Below are 15,641 nucleotides of genomic sequence, written 5' to 3'. Positions count from 1 at the left end.
TCCAGCCGCGGCAGTTGGTACGAGCGACTCGCCGGCCAGGCCCTCGGACGAAACGGCTACTCCTTTCGGCCGGGTAGCGGATCCTTGGCGCGCACGATCGTGATCAGGCGGTCCGTCAGCTGGAGTGGGCTCGCGGAGGGGTCGTCGTAGCCGATCAGCCGGTGTCCGCGCAGCACACTGACAACAAGGTCATTGGTCTCCCGCACGCTCAACCCCACTTCGGCCTTTATCACCGGCCGTTCGACGAGGTCGAGCCCGCTTCCCTGCTGGATCAGGTCTTCCATCACCGCGCCCGCGCTCGGGCTGAGCACCGAGAGCCCCAGCAGCCGTCCCGCCGCGCTGGCGCTGGTGATGACCGCGTCGGCGCCCGACTGCCGCAGCAGTGGGGCGTTCTCCTCCTCCCGAACCGCGGCAACGATCTTCGCCTCACGGTTCAGCTGTCGTGCGGTGAGCGCGACCAGTACCGCGGTGTCATCGCGCTGGGTGGCGATGATGATCCGACCCGCTCGCTGTACCTCGGCGCGGAGGAGGACATCGCTGCGTGTGGCGTCGCCGACCACCCCCGCGAAGCCCTCGGCGGCGGCGGACTCGATCACCTTGGTGCTGGGATCGATGACGATGATCTGATCCTTCTCCAACCCCGTGGCGGTCAACGTCAGAATCGCGGAGCGGCCCTTGGTGCCGAATCCAACGATGACGGTGTGCTCTCGCAAGCGAAGCCTCCAACGGCTATGCGTCATGACCCCGTACCCAGCCCGGTGGTCACGCCTGGCTGGCGATGGCCCGACTCCACGGGGTCCGGTGCTCCGACGCTACCGCCAACACAGTGGCCGGGGCCGCGTTCAGGGCCCTTGCCCCGAGTGGCGAAGCCAACGAGAACAGATCCGCTCGGCTCAGCCCTGCCTTTTGGCTGGCCGCGGGCCCGAGCGGGTGTGGTGCGGGGCCACCCGTGTGTCTCCTGTCTTTGTCCGGATGGTGATCGGGACAGTGATCCAGGCTCTGATCCGGGCGGCGGCTACGGGTACGAGGGCGGCGATCCACGCGGTCATCCGGGCGGTGATCCAGGCTCTGATCCGGGCGGCGGTCATGGGGGCGGCGATCCACGCGGTCATCCGGGCGGTCATCGGGGCTGAGAATGAGCATGGCCTGACCGATCTTCCGACCCGCTTGGGGGAACGTGAGGAATGCGGTCAGCGTGGTGGCTCGTCTCGCACCCCGGCGCGGTGGCAGGAGTTACCGCGCTGCCCGGCAAGATCGGGGACCATGGTCACCCGGGAGCGATCGACCGGACCACCGCCAGAGGGGAAAACCATGAAGGCCGAGAAACCGCCGGCTAAGGTACGAAGACTTTCGATCCTGCGTTCCCTCTGGTACCGCTCGCGCACGGAGGCCCGGGACGATGATGAAGCGGGACGCTCCATCACCATGCCTACCCAGGCCACGGTCCCGCCTCTCCAGCAGGTGCTGCGGCGGCTGGCGATGGCCATGCTGGTGCTGGCGGTCACCACCCTGCTCGTATGGTTCGACCGCTCCGGCTATACGGACAACGCCGATGGGAAGGTCGACTTCCTGGACGCGGCGTACTACACCACCGTCACCCTCTCCACGACCGGCTACGGCGATATCGCTCCGGTCAGCGATGGAGCGCGGCTGACCAACATCTTCATCATCACCCCGCTGCGAGTGCTGTTCCTGATCATCCTCGTGGGAACCACACTGGAAGTGCTCACCGAGCGCACCCGCCAGCAGGTACGCGTACACCGCTGGCGCTCCCGGATGCGCAACCATGTCATCGTCGTCGGCTATGGCACCAAGGGCCGACACGCGATCGAAACCCTTCAGGGCCAGGGCATCCCCAAGGAGAAGATCGTCGTAGTCGATCCACAGCAGAAGGCCGTGGACGCAGCGAGCGCGGATGGTCTGGTGGCAGTTCTGGGGGACGCCACACGTTCAAAGACGCTGCTCAAGGCCGAACTGCAGACAGCCGCCCGGGTGATCATCGCTCCGCAACGCGATGACACCGCGACCTTGGTCACCCTCACCGCTCGCCAGCTCAACAGGCGAGCCGCCATCGTGGTCGCGGTCCGCGAGGACGAGAACGTACCGCTGTTGAAGCAGAGTGGCGCCGACACCGTGGTCACCAGCTCCAGCTCTGCGGGAAGGCTGCTGGGGGTCTCGATGGCAAGCCCTCATGTGGCCGATACGTTGGAGGATCTCATGACCCGGGGGAGCGGGCTCAACCTCACAGAACGCTCCGTCAGCAGGGACGAGGTCGGCCGATCACCTCGTGAGTGCGTGGATCTGGTGGTGGCCGTTGTTCGAAGGAAGAAGATGCTGGACTACACCGACCCGGAGTGCGCGCAGCTTCAGTTCGGCGATCGGCTGATCACCATTAGCCGGGAGCAATCCGACTTCTGATCCGCGATATGACGATTGATCAGCGGTGTATGGGCGACTCTGGGCCGAGTCCGGGCCGGACGGCGTGGGTGCGGGTCAAGGGCTGAGGGGCCCATCCGCCATGTTTCACGTGAAACGCCGGGGGGAGGCAGTCTGCGCCCCGAAGGCCCATGGCAGATCCAGCAACTCCACTACATCCCCTGGACGGGCGCCTCCCGGCTCCACCACCACCAGCCCATCAGCGGCGGCGATACCCCGCAGCATGGCCGGCCCACCGAAACGCAGTGGCACAAGCCGCCCCTCACGATGAATCGCGGGGACCAGACGAGTGTCATCCGGGTGGCCGGGCACCGCGTCCCGTAGCGGAGCACGGTAGGGCTCCTGGGGGGAGAGCCCGTTGAGCCCACGCAACAGCGGTAGGGCGAGTGTCAGTAGGCCTGACACAGCGGCAAGGGGATTCCCGGGCAGGCCCACCACATAGCGCGCTCCCCCACTCCCCTGGATGTCCAGCGCCGCAAGCAGCATGGGATGCCCCGGCCGTACGGCGACCGAGTCGACCAGCAGTTCCGCGCCGGCCTTGCGGAGTACGGAGTGGACATGGTCGACGGGTCCCGCAGCGGTGCCACCGGTGGTGAGGAGGAGATCCGCATCAGACGTGGTGATGGCCTGGTGAAGCGCGTCGGCGTCATCGCCGAGCAATCGGGTGGCGGTCACATCAGCACCAAGGGCGGTCAGCCAGGGGCCCATCAACGGTCCCAGAGCGTCTCGGATGAGGCCATCGTGCGGCAGCCCCTTGGTGAGCAGCTCGTCCCCGAGGATCAGCACCTCAGCCCGTGGACGGACGACGATGGACAGTTCGTCATAGCCGGCGGCAGCCGCCATCCCCAACACGGCAGGGGTGATCACGGAGGAAGCGGGCAGCAGGCGATCGCCTGAGCGACACTCCTGCCCCTGCGGTCTGATGTCCTGCCCGGGATTGGTGGGCCGATGGGCGAAGAGCAGACGGTGATCCGGATCGGTGCGGGCCTGTTCGCTACGGAGAACAGCTGTGGCCTCGGGCGGGATGCGGGCGCCCGTGGCGATCCGTACCGCTGAGCCGTCCTTCAAGGGCACGCTGGGAGCGTGCCCGGCAAGCACCGAACCAGCTGAGGAGATGGTCCAGGGCCCGGGACCGGCGACGGCCCAGCCGTCCATGGCGGAGGTGTCGAAGGGGGGTAGATCGCAGAGCGCGACCAGCGGGCCGGCGAGCAGCTGACCGAGGGAGTGCTCCAGCGGCACACTCCGAGACAGAGGTTCATGGGCTCGGCCAGCTCGTACCGCAAGCGCCCGCGCATCGGGCCAGGGCAGCAGATGGCCCTTACCGGGGCTGGTCGGCTGTCCCATCCGGCCAGGACTCCCGTCCTGGGTCCTGGCTCCGTCCCGGGACGGAGTGTTGCCGCCGGTTCGGGCGCCGTCGCGGGCCGGGACGCTACCGCCTGCGGTCCCCGACGGGCGCTCTCGGCCCACCAGGGCAAGCGCCTCCGCGAAACCATCGGCATCACCCTCGCTGGCCGTGTCCCCCACGGTGTCGTGCGCATCGGCCCTGCCGCCCGTGGCCATGCTCCCCCCAGGGTTCTTGGTGACACCGACCCCGACAACACCCGCATCACCAGCGCCGGGACTCTCAGCGCCGGGGTCACGAGACCCGGAGCCATCACCAGAGCCGGGTCCGGCCGGACCAGCGGAGCCGGCTTCGTCAGAGCCGATGTCTACAGAACCGATGTCGTCAGAGCCGGGGCCGTTCTCGGGCGCCCGAGCAGGTGGCTCCTGGCTGTCGGGACCCTGGTCCGGCTGAGCTGACTCGTCCGGCTGGTCCGGCTGAGCTGACCGGGCCGACCGGGCCGACCGGTCTGGCGGGGGGCCGGCGCTCCTGGTGCCCCCGGGCCTGGCTTTGGGGTCACGCCGGCTCATCCGGCACTCGCCTCTCCGGGATCGACCTGCGCGGCACCGGTAGTCGTCCCCGGGGCGGAGTCACCGGCAGGTCCTGCCCCCTGCACAGGCCCCCCGGGGCCGCCGGTCGCCGAGGTCCGATCAGCACTCGCCGATGAGCCCGCTGCGCCCTGCTCGGCCTCCTCGGCCCAACGTTTGGCGAGCGCCTCCGCCTTGCGCGCGGCTTCCGCTACGGCCTGCGGACCGCCGGCACCCGACGCCGCCGCGTATCCCACCAGAAAGGTCGTCAGCGGAGCCGCGGGGCGGGCGACCCCATGCGCGGCGTCCCGGGCGAGGTCGAGCAAACCGGAGATGTCCACATCGAGTTCGATGTCGAGTTCATCCTTCACCGCGGCAATCCATTCATCGAGCACATACCCATGCTCCCTGATACGGGCCCTGGCGGCGGAGATGTCCTCCCAGGTGTCGCAGTCGAACGAGGCGGTTGGCTCCCCGTCCATGCGCTGGAGATCGAGCTCCCGGGTCAGCAGCCGCAGCGACAGACCCGCGAGGCTCCCGTACTCGGTGGCCAGGAGCGCCAGCTCACGGCGCAATGGCTCGGCCGCGTAGGCGGCGACCAGCGGCTGCTCGCGGCCCGTGGCATCGGTGAGCAGTACGCCCTCAGGGCCCTGCCCATGGGCGCTGAGCGCCTCGATCAGCGCATGGACGGTGGGCTCTCGCAGAAAGGGCAGATCGGCGGAGAGGACCAGGACGACCCCGGGCTCGGCCACCTCATGGGCGCCTTCCCCGACCGCGTCGACCTGATTGCCTCCGCTGGTCCGCCGGATGCCCCCGGCTGACCGTCCCGGCTCCCTGGCGAGCTGCCGTAGTCCGGCGTCCAGAGCGGCGACCGGCCCACCACCGGGTGGGCTCTCCTGCGCCCAGACCACCGGGCGCTCGGTGGCTCGCCGCCCTCCGACGACCACCGTGCGCCGCGCGTCGCGACAGGCGGCGAGCACCCGGTCCAACAGAGTCCGTCCACCCACACTGAGCCCTGGCTTGTCTGCCCCGCCCAGCCGTTGCGCAGCGCCTCCGGCCAGCACGATGGCGTCAAAGGCGGTCTTGCCCGTAGTCGCGGTCATATCCGAAGTATCGTCCGCGCCCCCGATGGCAGGAGCAGCGGATCGATCTTCAGGACCCGGGCGCCGCGCCCCACCCGGACTGGGCTCGATCCGGACTAGAGGCCGCGCAGCAGCACCGCCGGCTGCTCCACGCAGTCGGCGACATAGCGCAGGAACCCACCCGCGGTGCCACCGTCGCAGACCCGGTGGTCAAAGGTGAGGGAGAGCTGAACCACCTGGCGTACGGCGAGCTCGCCTCGATGCACCCATGGCTTGGCCACGATTCGACCGACCCCGAGCATGGCTGCCTCCGGGTGGTTGATGATCGGGGTCGAGCCGTCGACGCCGAACACCCCGTAGTTGTTGAGCGTGAAGGTCCCACCCGTCAGTTCCGCGGGTGTGAGCGTCCCCTGCCGGGCCGCTTCGGTGAGTCGAGCGAACTCCGCGGACAGCGACTCCGTCGAACGCGACTGCGCGTCACGAACCACCGGGACAAAGAGGCCGCGCTCGGTCTGTGCGGCGAACCCGAGGTGCACGTCGGGGAGGACGACCACCTCCCTGGCCGCCATGTCCACCGTGGAGTTGAGCTGTGGATAGCGGTCGAGTGCGGCCGTGCAGATCCGGGCGAGCAGCGCGAGCAGGGAGACCTTGGAGCCACCGGCCGCGTTCATCGCGGCTCGCGCGGCCATCAACTCCGTCGCATCCGCATCCACCCAGCAGGTCGCGTCCGGGATCTCGCTCCGACTGCGGGAGAGCTTGTCGGCGACGGCTCCCCGCATTCCCCGCAGCGGTATCCGCTCGCCCCGAGGGGCGGACGGGGGCGCGGGAGCTTCGGCGTTGGGGAGGGACTGGGGCACTTGGTGGGTCGGAGCCTGGCGCACGGACGTACCAGCCGCCCGGAGCGCGTACTCGACGTCCGCCCGCAGGATCAGCCCGTCCGGCCCCGAGCCGGGCAGCTGGCGTAGGTCCAAGCCGTTCTCCCGGGCCAGCCTTCGTACCAGGGGAGAGATCACCGGCACGGGTCCGTTCTGTCCGGCCGGATCGTTGGAGGCCAGGTCAATCCCGGTGCCATTGCCGGCGAAGGCTGCCGCGGAACCGGTCGTGGAACCAACCGTCGCAGGACCGGCCGCCGTACGGGGGGCCGCAGGACCGGCGGAGGTGGCGGCGGCCGACCCGGGGCGGGCGGGCGCGGCGGTGGAGTTCGTCCGCGCGGGTGCCACCGACCGGTCCGGGCCATGGGCGCCGGTGCCCGGGGCGGTCGGACGGATACGACGGCGCCGTGCTGCGGGGGCACCCGTCCCATAACCGACCAGGACGTTCCCCGAGCCCTCCGACCGCCCGGCGGAAGTCGAACCGGCCGATGCCGAGCCGTCAGTTCCGGTCCCATCGGAGCCCGTGGCCGGATTCGTTCCCTCGGCGGAGCCTGGTGCCTGCGCTCCGGCCGGAGCGGCGGACGGTTGATCACCGGCCGCCGAAGAGCCCCCGGCGTCACCATCCGCTCCCGCCGCGCTCTGCGCCGCCGCACCCACGGCGACCATCAGCAGCGGGGCCCCGACCGGAAGTTCGGAACCCTCCTCACCGAAGCGCGCTGTCACCACACCGCCGTAGGGGCATGGCACCTCCACCATCGCCTTTGCCGTCTCGACCTCGACAACGGGCTGGTCGATCGCCACGACATCGCCCACGGAGACCAGCCAGCGCACGATCTCCGCTTCGGTCAGTCCTTCGCCGAGATCCGGCAGCTTGAACTCCAATACCTGCGCCATCAGCTCCCCGCCTCCCACTGCAATCGCGCGACCGCGTCCAGCACCCGATCCACTCCAGGCAGATGGTGCCTCTCCAGCATCGGTGGCGGATAGGGAATGTCGAAACCGGTCACTCTCAGCACAGGCGCCTCAAGGTGATGGAAGCAGCGCTCGGTCACCCGGGCGGCGATCTCTCCACCGGGTCCGCCGAAGCCGGTGGCTTCATGGACGATCACCGCACGGCCCGTGCGCCGGACGGACGCACAGACCGTCTCGTCGTCGAAGGGCACCAGCGAGCGCAGGTCGACGACCTCAAGGTCCCAGCCCTCGGCCTCGGCGGCCTGTGCCGCTTCCAGGCAGACCGGCAGCGACGGCCCGTAGGTGATCAGCGTGGCGCTGCGCCCGGGCCGTCGTACGACCGCGCGGCCGATGGGCTCCACCTCGGGCGGGTCCTGCGCTGACCAGGTCGCCTTTGACCAGTACAGCCGCTTCGGCTCAAGGAAGACCACCGGGTCGTCGGAGGCGATGGCGGCTCGGAGCAGACCGTAGGCGTCCTCGACGGTCGCCGGAGTGACGACCTGAAGCCCCGGGGTCGCCATGTAGTAGGCCTCGGAGGAGTCGCTGTGGTGCTCGACGCCGCCGATACCCCCGCCGTAGGGCACCCGCACGGTGATGGGCAGTGCCAAACCCCCGCGGGTGCGGTTGCGCATCCGGGACACATGGCTGATCAGTTGCTCGAACGCCGGATAGGCGAAGGCGTCGAACTGCATCTCGACGACCGGTCGCAGTCCGTACATGGCCATGCCCACGGCGGTACCGAGGATGCCGGCCTCGGCGAGTGGAGTGTCCGTACAGCGGTCGTCGCCGAACTCCGCCGCGAGTCCGTCCGTGATCCTGAAGACGCCGCCGAGGGTGCCGACGTCCTCACCGAGGACATGGACGGTCGGGTCGTCCGCCATCGCGTCGTACATCGCGCGCTGGAGCGCCTGCGCCATGGTCGCGGGCTTGACGGGTGCGGGCTGCACCGCGGCCGTGGTCATCGCTCTTCTCCCTCTGCGTCCAACTCGGCCCGCAGTTGGTCCGCTTGCTCCTGCAACTGGCTGCTCCGCTCGGCGTAGACATGGGCGAACAGGTCCATGGGATCGAGGACCGGGTCGGCGTTCATCCGCTGGCGCAGATCGGCGGCCATGGCCTCCGCCGCATCGGTGGCCGCCTGTTTGGTGTCGTCGTCGAGCAGCCCGCGCCCGGTCAGCTCCTGCTCAAGGAGCCGGATGGGGTCGTGCTCACGCCAGGCCTCGATCTCGCTCGCCACGCGGTAGCGGGTGGCGTCATCGGCATTCGTGTGCGCGTCGATGCGGTAGGTGATCGCCTCGATCAGCGTGGGTCCTTCGCCGCGCCGGGCGCGGGAGACGGCTTCGGTCAGCACCTGGTGCACGGCGGGCGCGTCATTGCCATCGACCAGTCGGCCCGGCATTCCGTACCCCACGGCCTTGTGGGCGAGCGAGGGCGCGGCGGTCTGCTTGGCCAGCGGTACGGAGATCGCGAAGCCGTTGTTCTGGACGAGGAAGACGACCGGGGCCCGCCAGACGGCGGCGAAGTTCAGCGCCTCGTGGAAATCACCCTCGCTGGTGCCGCCGTCGCCCACCATGGCGAGCGCGACGACATCGTCGCCCTTGAGCCGGGCGGCATGGGCCAGACCCACGGCATGCGGCAACTGGGTGGCGAGCGGCGTGCACAGGGGGGCTATCCGGTGCTCACGCGGGTCATATCCGGTGTGCCAGTCGCCCCTGAGCAGGGTCAGCGCCGCCACCGGGTCAAGGCCACGGGCCACGGCCGCGAGGGTGTCGCGATAGCTGGGGAAGAGCCAGTCACGCTCCTCCAGCGCGAGGGCGGCCGCCACCTCGCACGCCTCCTGCCCGGTGCTCGACGGGTAGACGGCGAGGCGGCCCTGCTTGGTCAGGGCGGTCGCCTGGGTGTTGTACCTGCGGCCGCGCACCAGCTGTGCGTACAGCTTCAGCAGCAGTTCGGGGGCGACGGATGCCGCGGCATCCGTGCCGAGCACCCGATAGGGCTCCGGGTCGGGGAGCAGGGGGGTGGGATCGATGCGCGGCTTCCACGCCGGCGGCGGGGTGGGTCGGTAGGCGACGGCACCGGGCAGCTCCTGGACCGTCATGCTGCTCTTGCGCAATGCGAGCACCTCCTCGTGGGAGCGATGGCAAAGCGGCCCGAATGTGGCGCGCCTCACCTACCGATTGTTCGGTCGTTGGCGCAATTTGGCTACAGGCGCCGTCAGCCTGTGGACAAACGGTTCTCCACAACCTCTGATGGAAACAGGTCGTCCATGCTGGGGAGGCGGGGGGATATGCCAGGTGAACAAATGGCCGAAGGCTGGGACCGCGGCGGACAAGCCCCTGTGCCCCGGACCCTGGACGCGATCGACCGGGACATCCTGCGCATCCTTCAAACCCAGGGCCGTGCCTCAATCCGTTCGGTCGCCGAGCGGGTCCATGTCTCGCGCGCCAATGCCTACGCACGGATCAACCGTTTGATCGACGATGGTGTGATCCGTGGCTTCAGCGCCCGGGTAGACCATGAACGCGCAGGTCAGGGGGCATCCGCCTATATCACCCTCAAGATCGTGCAGAACTCCTGGCGCACGGTCCGCGAACAACTGGAAGCACTGCCGGGCGCAGCCCACATCGCCCTGGTAAGCGGCGATTTCGATGTGCTGCTACTCGTGCACGCACCGGACAACCGCACCCTGCGGGAACTGGTTCTGACCCGCCTCCAGGCCATCCCCGAGGTGCTCTCCACCCGGACCCTGCTGGTCTTCGAAGAAACGGATCTCCACCCGATGTCCCCCAGCATCCCCACATCGGGCGAGGAGGCCTTCTAGACCCGCGCTGAGGCGCCGAACCTGGTCGGCGGCGGTTGACGGCGGTCAGAAGACGTCTGCCGGGTCGGTACGAATCGCCGGAAGGGCCGCCCCGGCACCTCACTACGTCCCCGGAGGCACTCCCTCCGGAGGCACTCAGGGCAGTAGTCCCTCCCACCCCGGAGGCTCACCGGCCGGGCTCGGAACACCCGGGCCCGGCCCGGAGCGGCGCGGCCCTGGCAAGGCCCTAGCAGCAGCTCCAGGCGGCCATAACTGCCCGTCCCGGGGCCCACCGGGTCTCCTAGGAGGCCTCCTCCGTACGCAGGCCGTCAAAGGCAAGCCTGACGACCGTCTCCGCGAGCTGTCCACCCTCGGGGCTCCCACCGGGGTGCGGTCGGTACCACTCCACCAGGGAGTTCACCATCCCGAAGAGCAACCGCGTCACCAGCCGTATGTCCACATCCGTACGTAGATCACCATCCGCCGCGGCGGCCTTCAGCAGATCGGAGACCCGCTGATCAAACTCCCTGCGCCGATCGAGCGCCCACCGCTCGGTCTTGGTGTTCCCGCGCACCCGCAACAGCAAGGTCACATAGGGCAACTCCGCCATCAGCACTTCAACGGTGCGCCGGGTCACATACTCGATCCGTTCAATGGCGCGCCCGCGCTGCGCACCCGCCTCGTCGAGCACCGCGAAGAGCGAGTCGAGCGCCCGGCTCACCGCCCGGCGCAGCAACTCCTCCTTGCCCGAGACATGGTGGTAGATGGAGGACTTGGAGATGCCCGCCGCCTTGGACAGGTGCTCCATGGAAGTGCCGTCGTAGCCACGCTCGTTGAAGATCTGCACGGCGACGGTCAACAGCGTCTCCGGCGTGTAGGTGTCCCGCTTGGCCGTGGTCATGCGTCCACTCCTCTGTTCCCACCGGGCTCAGGATTCCCGCCGGCCCCCTCGGCCTCTCCTACGAGGGCCTCGTACGGGTCAGCCGTGGTGTGCGGGTGCTGGAAGAGCGCCAGACTGGGCCAGTACCGCCCGCTGGGTATCCGGATATGCAGATTCTCCAACAGCTCATAGGCCCAGGCCGGCGGGAGCTGTCGGTACCAGGCGAACGGCCCGAGCGGATAGTTGGCGCCGAGCCGCATCGCCGTATCGATGTCGCTCTCGGCGGCGACGCCCCTGACAGAGGCGTCCACCGCGAAATCGATCACCATGGCGACCGTACGGGCCACGATCATGCCGGGTGCGTCACCGATGACGCTGACCTGCTTGCCCAGTGCCTGGAAGAGGCCGATGGCCTCCTGCAGGGTGCGTTCGGACGTACCGGGGGAGGGTGCGAGGGCGATCCTGCTGGCCGCGCGGTAGTCCAAGGCCAGATCGAAGTGCACGAGATCGGTGTACTCACCGGACGTCCAGCCGTTGGTCAGGGCCAGCCGGCCGCCCCCGGGCAGCACCAACTGGCTGCGTTCGTCCTCCGGTGCCGTGCGAAGGGTGATCTCAGACTCGGCGATCAGATCCAGGAGGGCCGCAGCCGCTCCCAGCCCGCCCTCGGCTATGACGTACGCGGGGGGCTCGGCGGGGGCGGCCGTATGGGGCTGGGGCGCGAGCGCGCCCTCCCCGTAGTCGTACCAACCGCGGCACGACTTACGGCCCAGAAGGCCGGCATCGACGAGCCGCCGCTGCGCCAGCGAGGGCGTGAACTTCGCGCTCCGGAAGTACGCGTCCCATACGGAGTGGGTGACCGCCGCGTTGACGTCGTGACCAATGAGATCCGTGAGCTCGAAGGGGCCCATCCGGAAGCCGCCCGCTTCGCGCAGTACGGCATCGATGGTGGCGGGATCGGCGACGCCTTCCTCATGGAGCGCGAAGCCCTCCGCGTAGAAGGGGCGCGCAATCCTGTTGACGATGAAGCCGGGGAGATCGGCGCAGCTCACCGGTGTCTTTCCCCAGGCCGCGACGGTGGCCAGCGCAGCGGCGGCCGACCTTCTGTCCGTGGCGAAGCCGCTGACGACCTCCACCAGGGGCAGCAGCGGTGCGGGGTTGAAGAAGTGGAGTCCCACGAAGCGTCCGGGGTTCCGGAGCGCGCCGGCGATGGCCGTGACGGAGAGCGATGAGGTGTTCGTGGCCAGCAGGCAGTCGTCGGCGACCACTTCCTCCAGCGCCCGGAACAGCTCCTGTTTGACGCTGAGTTCCTCGACCACCGCTTCGATCACCAGGCCGGCTTCGGAGAGCTCGACGAGATCGGTGGCCGGGCTCAGCCGAGCCAGGGCGGCATCGCGCTCGGTGGACGCCAGCCGACCCTTGGCGACCAGCCGATCAAGGCGCGCACCGATCGCCACGGCTGCTTCACCGGCCCGGTCGGGTGCGGTGTCATAGAGCCGTACGGGATGCCCTGCGGTGAGGGCGATCTGCGCGATGCCCTGGCCCATGGTCCCGGTGCCCACGACTGCGACGGTACGGCCGGGGTGCAGGGCGGTGCCTGGCGCGGCTCCGGCCTCTTCCGGACCGGGAAGGGGCGAGCCGCCCACCGGCCCCGCCGCGGACGGGGTTGCTTCGGCACCGGTTACGGGCGGGTGGCTGTCAGTGCCTGTTACGGGCGGGTGAGCGTCGATCTGTCCTCCTGGGGAAGTGGCCGCCGTGCTGGACGCGGCAGCCATCGCCATCCCACCGGGCACCGCCTGGGCTACGGCAGCGCTCGCCGCGGGCGGGCCGGGCACTCCACCGTCAGGGGCGTGCCCGTCAGGCTGGACGCTCTGCTCGATGGCGGTCATGGGAGTGATCCTCCCGGATGAGTTATCCACAGGTTTGGCAGGCCCCCTTGTCCCGACCGATCGTTCGGTTACTCTAACTCTGTCCTTCCGTTCCTGCCCAGCTCACGAGGAGTTGGTCCGTTATGCAACTGACCGAGACCCGACTGACCGAGAGCCACCGGGCCACGCTCGACCAGGCCCTCGAAGCAATCCGCACCCGCGCCTACTGGTCCCCGCACCCCGAGCACCCCAAGGCTTACGGGGAGAGCGCACCGGCGGAGGGGCTCGCGGCCTTCGAGGCGCTGCGCCGTACCCGCTTTGACCTGGACCAGCCGGGCACCGACGACTGGACGGGCGCCGAGGTCTCTCCCTACGGGCCTGAGCTGGCCATTGAGTACCCCCACCCCGATGTGGAGGTGCTGCTCCCGGCGATGCGCGCCGCCATGCCTGCCTGGCGGGCGGCCAGCCCGGAGATCCGGGCCCTGCTCTGTCTGGAGATCCTCTCCCGTATCAGCGCCCGGACCCATGAGTTCGCGCACGCGGTGATGCACACCAGCGGGCAGGCTTTCATGATGGCGTTCCAGGCAGGCGGACCCCATGCGCAGGACCGCGGCTTGGAAGCGGTGGCGTACGCCTTCGCGGAGCAGACCCGCACCCCTGATGCCATGGACTGGTCCAAGCCGCAGGGCAAGAGGGACCCCCTGGAACTGCGCAAGACCTTCACCGCGGCCGGGCGGGGCATCGCCCTACTGATCGGCTGCAACACCTTCCCCACGTGGAATGGCTATCCCGGGCTGTTCGCCTCCCTCGCCACCGGCAATCCAGTGCTGGTCAAGCCGCATCCGCGCGCGGTTCTCCCGCTCGCCCTGACCGTGCGGGTGGCCCGAGAGGTGCTCGCCGAGGCCGGGTTCGACCCGAACCTGGTCTGCCTCGCCGCCGAGCGGCCCGGAGAGGGCATCGCCAAGTCGCTGGCGACCCGCCCCGAAATCAAGATCATTGACTACACCGGCTCCAGCGCCTTCGGTGACTGGCTGGAGTCCAATGCCCGCCAGGCACAGGTCTATACGGAGAAGGCGGGGGTCAACACCGTCCTCATCGACTCCACGGACAACTACCAGGGGATGCTGTCCAATCTGGCCTTTTCGCTCTCCCTCTACAGCGGCCAGATGTGCACCACCCCGCAGAACCTCCTGATCCCCCGGGAGGGAATCGCCACGGATGTCGGGCCGAAGTCGTACGACGAGGTGGTGGGCGATCTCGCTGCCGCGGTAGGCGGTCTCCTCGGTGATGACTCCCGGGCGAATGCCCTGCTGGGCGCGCTGGTCAACGACGATGTGCGACGACGTCTGGAAGGCGCTGCCGAGTTGGGCGAGGTCGCGCTGGCCTCCCGCGAGATCACCCACCCGGAGTTCCCCGACGCCGTGGTGCGCACACCGGTGATGGTGAAGCTCGACGGCAGCAAGCCCGAGGCCGAGGCCGTCTATCTCTCCGAGTGCTTTGGGCCGGTGTCCTTCGCCGTGGCGGTGGACTCGACCGCCGATGGGGTGGAGCTGCTGCGTCGCACCATCCGTGACCAGGGTGCGATGACGGTGGGCGCCTACACCACCTCTCCGGAGGTGGAGCGTGCCATTGAGGATGTCTGCCTGGAGGAGTCGGCTCAGCTCTCGCTGAATCTGACCGGCGGGGTGTATGTGAACCAGACCGCCGCTTTCTCGGACTTCCATGGCTCAGGCGGCAATCCGGCGGCGAACGCGGCACTGTGCGACGGCGCATTCGTGGCCAACCGGTTCCGTGTGGTGGAGGTCCGCCGCCAAGCCTGACCATCGGGGCACTGGGCCGTTGTGTCGCTGCGCAACGGCCCAGTCGCTGAATACCACCGGCGCATCCGCGGTCGTCCCAGCGGAGTTCCGTCTCTTGGAGGCCCGAGGGGGCGCCATCGGGCCGACGGCTGTGACGCGGGCAACCATCGGGGGCCACGGTGGTGAACGGGCGTACCCGGTCCGATCGCAGTGGACTGCCGCCATCCCGGTCCAATGCACCACTTGCGGCAGGGCGAGGTCGGCGACTCCGAACAGGCCTTCTGGGTCAGTGTCCTGAAGTCTCGCTGTTGCCCCAGTGGAACAGCGCCATGGCCACACTGGTAGCCAGGTTGTAGCTGGAGACCTGGGGCCGCATGGGCAGTGCCAGAAGTCTGGTCGCCCGGTCACGAAGCTCGGGAGAGACGCCATGGCGTTCCGAACCGAACGCAATCAGCGCGTCATCGGGAATCGGCACGGATCGGATGTCATCGCCTTCGGGGTCGAGCACATAGAGCGGCCCTGGCGGCAGCTCGTCGAGGGGGAGTTGTTCCACGGCGGTGGCGTAGTGGAGTCCCGCACCCGCCCGTACGGCGTTGGGGTGCCAAGGGTCCATGTCCCCGGTGGTGACCACCCCTGTGGCACCGAAACCGGCGGCGAGACGCACGACGGCACCGACGTTCCCCAGGTTGCGGGGATTGTCGAGGACGATGACCGGTGCGGTACGGGGGAGGCGTCTGAGGCTCTCCACATTGGCGTCGCGTCCCGGCCTGTTCGCCAAGGCAGCAATCCGGGTGGGATGGACCCGGGGCACGAGTTCACGCAGCGCGTCCGCGGGCACCTCCAGCACCAGATCCCTGAGCCGATCGGTCACATCACCGGCCAGATCCCGCGCAAGCGCTAGGACGGCGTCCTTGTCGCTGGCGACCGCAATGCGTGGCTCGGCGCCAAAGCGAAGGGCGTGCTTCAGCGCATGGAACCCATCGAGCAGCACCGCATCCGGTCTGGCCTCCTGCCAGCGCCGTACCGCATCCCTGGTCTGGTCGTCGCTCAT

At 69.1% G+C, this 15,641-nt stretch carries 12 protein-coding genes and 1 pseudogene; 3 read left to right on the top strand and 10 right to left on the bottom strand.

What is annotated here, in order from left to right:
• Positions 1 to 56: 56 nt before the first annotated feature.
• Positions 57 to 728, bottom strand: a pseudogene (locus tag NBG84_RS11400) (potassium channel family protein); the annotation flags it as partial.
• Positions 729 to 893: 165 nt separating this feature from the next.
• On the bottom strand, positions 894 to 1,124 hold the full coding sequence (locus NBG84_RS11395; protein WP_250919234.1) for a hypothetical protein: 231 nt from the start codon (positions 1,122 to 1,124) through the stop codon (positions 894 to 896).
• 187 nt (positions 1,125 to 1,311) lie between these two features.
• Between NBG84_RS11395 and NBG84_RS11390 the strand changes: the two genes are divergently transcribed.
• Positions 1,312 to 2,418: a potassium channel family protein gene (locus NBG84_RS11390; protein ID WP_250919233.1), complete on the top strand. Its 1,107-nt coding sequence runs from the start codon at positions 1,312 to 1,314 to the stop codon at positions 2,416 to 2,418.
• A gap of 105 nt (positions 2,419 to 2,523) precedes the next feature.
• Here the strand turns inward: NBG84_RS11390 and NBG84_RS11385 are convergent, their stop codons facing one another.
• The 5 genes from NBG84_RS11385 to pdhA form a co-directional block, all read right to left on the bottom strand.
• Complete coding sequence (locus tag NBG84_RS11385; protein WP_250919232.1) at positions 2,524 to 3,996, bottom strand: molybdopterin molybdotransferase MoeA; 1,473 nt, start codon at positions 3,994 to 3,996, stop codon at positions 2,524 to 2,526.
• Between the two features lie 347 nt (positions 3,997 to 4,343).
• Complete coding sequence (locus NBG84_RS11380; protein ID WP_250919231.1) at positions 4,344 to 5,447, bottom strand: DUF6457 domain-containing protein; 1,104 nt, start codon at positions 5,445 to 5,447, stop codon at positions 4,344 to 4,346.
• A 95-nt stretch (positions 5,448 to 5,542) separates the two neighbouring features.
• Entirely contained in the window at positions 5,543 to 7,192 is a 1,650-nt protein-coding gene (locus tag NBG84_RS11375) for a dihydrolipoamide acetyltransferase family protein (protein ID WP_250919230.1), read from the bottom strand.
• The gene (locus tag NBG84_RS11370; RefSeq protein WP_250919229.1) at positions 7,192 to 8,211 is read right to left on the bottom strand and encodes an alpha-ketoacid dehydrogenase subunit beta; all 1,020 of its coding nucleotides are present in this window, start codon (positions 8,209 to 8,211) and stop codon (positions 7,192 to 7,194) included. Before NBG84_RS11370 ends, NBG84_RS11375 begins: the two co-directional genes overlap by 1 nt.
• On the bottom strand, positions 8,208 to 9,344 hold the full coding sequence (gene pdhA / locus NBG84_RS11365) for a pyruvate dehydrogenase (acetyl-transferring) E1 component subunit alpha (RefSeq protein WP_250919364.1): 1,137 nt from the start codon (positions 9,342 to 9,344) through the stop codon (positions 8,208 to 8,210). The genes NBG84_RS11370 and pdhA overlap by 4 nt, the downstream gene beginning before the upstream one ends.
• A 189-nt stretch (positions 9,345 to 9,533) precedes the next feature.
• Between pdhA and NBG84_RS11360 the strand changes: the two genes are divergently transcribed.
• Positions 9,534 to 10,067 carry an Lrp/AsnC family transcriptional regulator gene (locus tag NBG84_RS11360; RefSeq protein WP_425608616.1) on the top strand — a complete coding sequence of 178 codons (534 nt, stop codon included), beginning with the start codon at positions 9,534 to 9,536 and terminating at the stop codon, positions 10,065 to 10,067.
• 280 nt (positions 10,068 to 10,347) lie between these two features.
• On the opposite strand, the gene NBG84_RS11355 is transcribed toward NBG84_RS11360, so the two are convergent.
• Positions 10,348 to 10,947, bottom strand: a complete 600-nt coding sequence (locus NBG84_RS11355) for a TetR/AcrR family transcriptional regulator (protein WP_250919228.1) — start codon at positions 10,945 to 10,947, stop codon at positions 10,348 to 10,350.
• Complete coding sequence (locus NBG84_RS11350; RefSeq protein ID WP_250919362.1) at positions 10,944 to 12,470, bottom strand: 3-hydroxyacyl-CoA dehydrogenase; 1,527 nt, start codon at positions 12,468 to 12,470, stop codon at positions 10,944 to 10,946. The genes NBG84_RS11355 and NBG84_RS11350 overlap by 4 nt, the downstream gene beginning before the upstream one ends.
• Positions 12,471 to 12,934: 464 nt before the next feature.
• On the opposite strand from NBG84_RS11350, the gene paaN reads away from it, so the two are divergent.
• Positions 12,935 to 14,611 (top strand): phenylacetic acid degradation protein PaaN, encoded by a 1,677-nt coding sequence (gene paaN / locus NBG84_RS11345; protein WP_250919227.1) that lies wholly within the window; start codon positions 12,935 to 12,937, stop codon positions 14,609 to 14,611.
• 265 nt (positions 14,612 to 14,876) lie between these two features.
• On the opposite strand, the gene NBG84_RS11340 is transcribed toward paaN, so the two are convergent.
• Complete coding sequence (locus NBG84_RS11340; protein WP_250919226.1) at positions 14,877 to 15,641, bottom strand: TrmH family RNA methyltransferase; 765 nt, start codon at positions 15,639 to 15,641, stop codon at positions 14,877 to 14,879.

Origin of the sequence: Streptomyces albipurpureus, assembly GCF_023701525.1 — a bacterium.
In the GTDB taxonomy this organism is placed as follows: domain Bacteria; phylum Actinomycetota; class Actinomycetes; order Streptomycetales; family Streptomycetaceae; genus Streptomyces; species Streptomyces albipurpureus.
The sequence above is the reverse complement of the archived record's forward strand: the minus strand, read 5'-3'. Positions and strand labels throughout refer to the sequence as shown.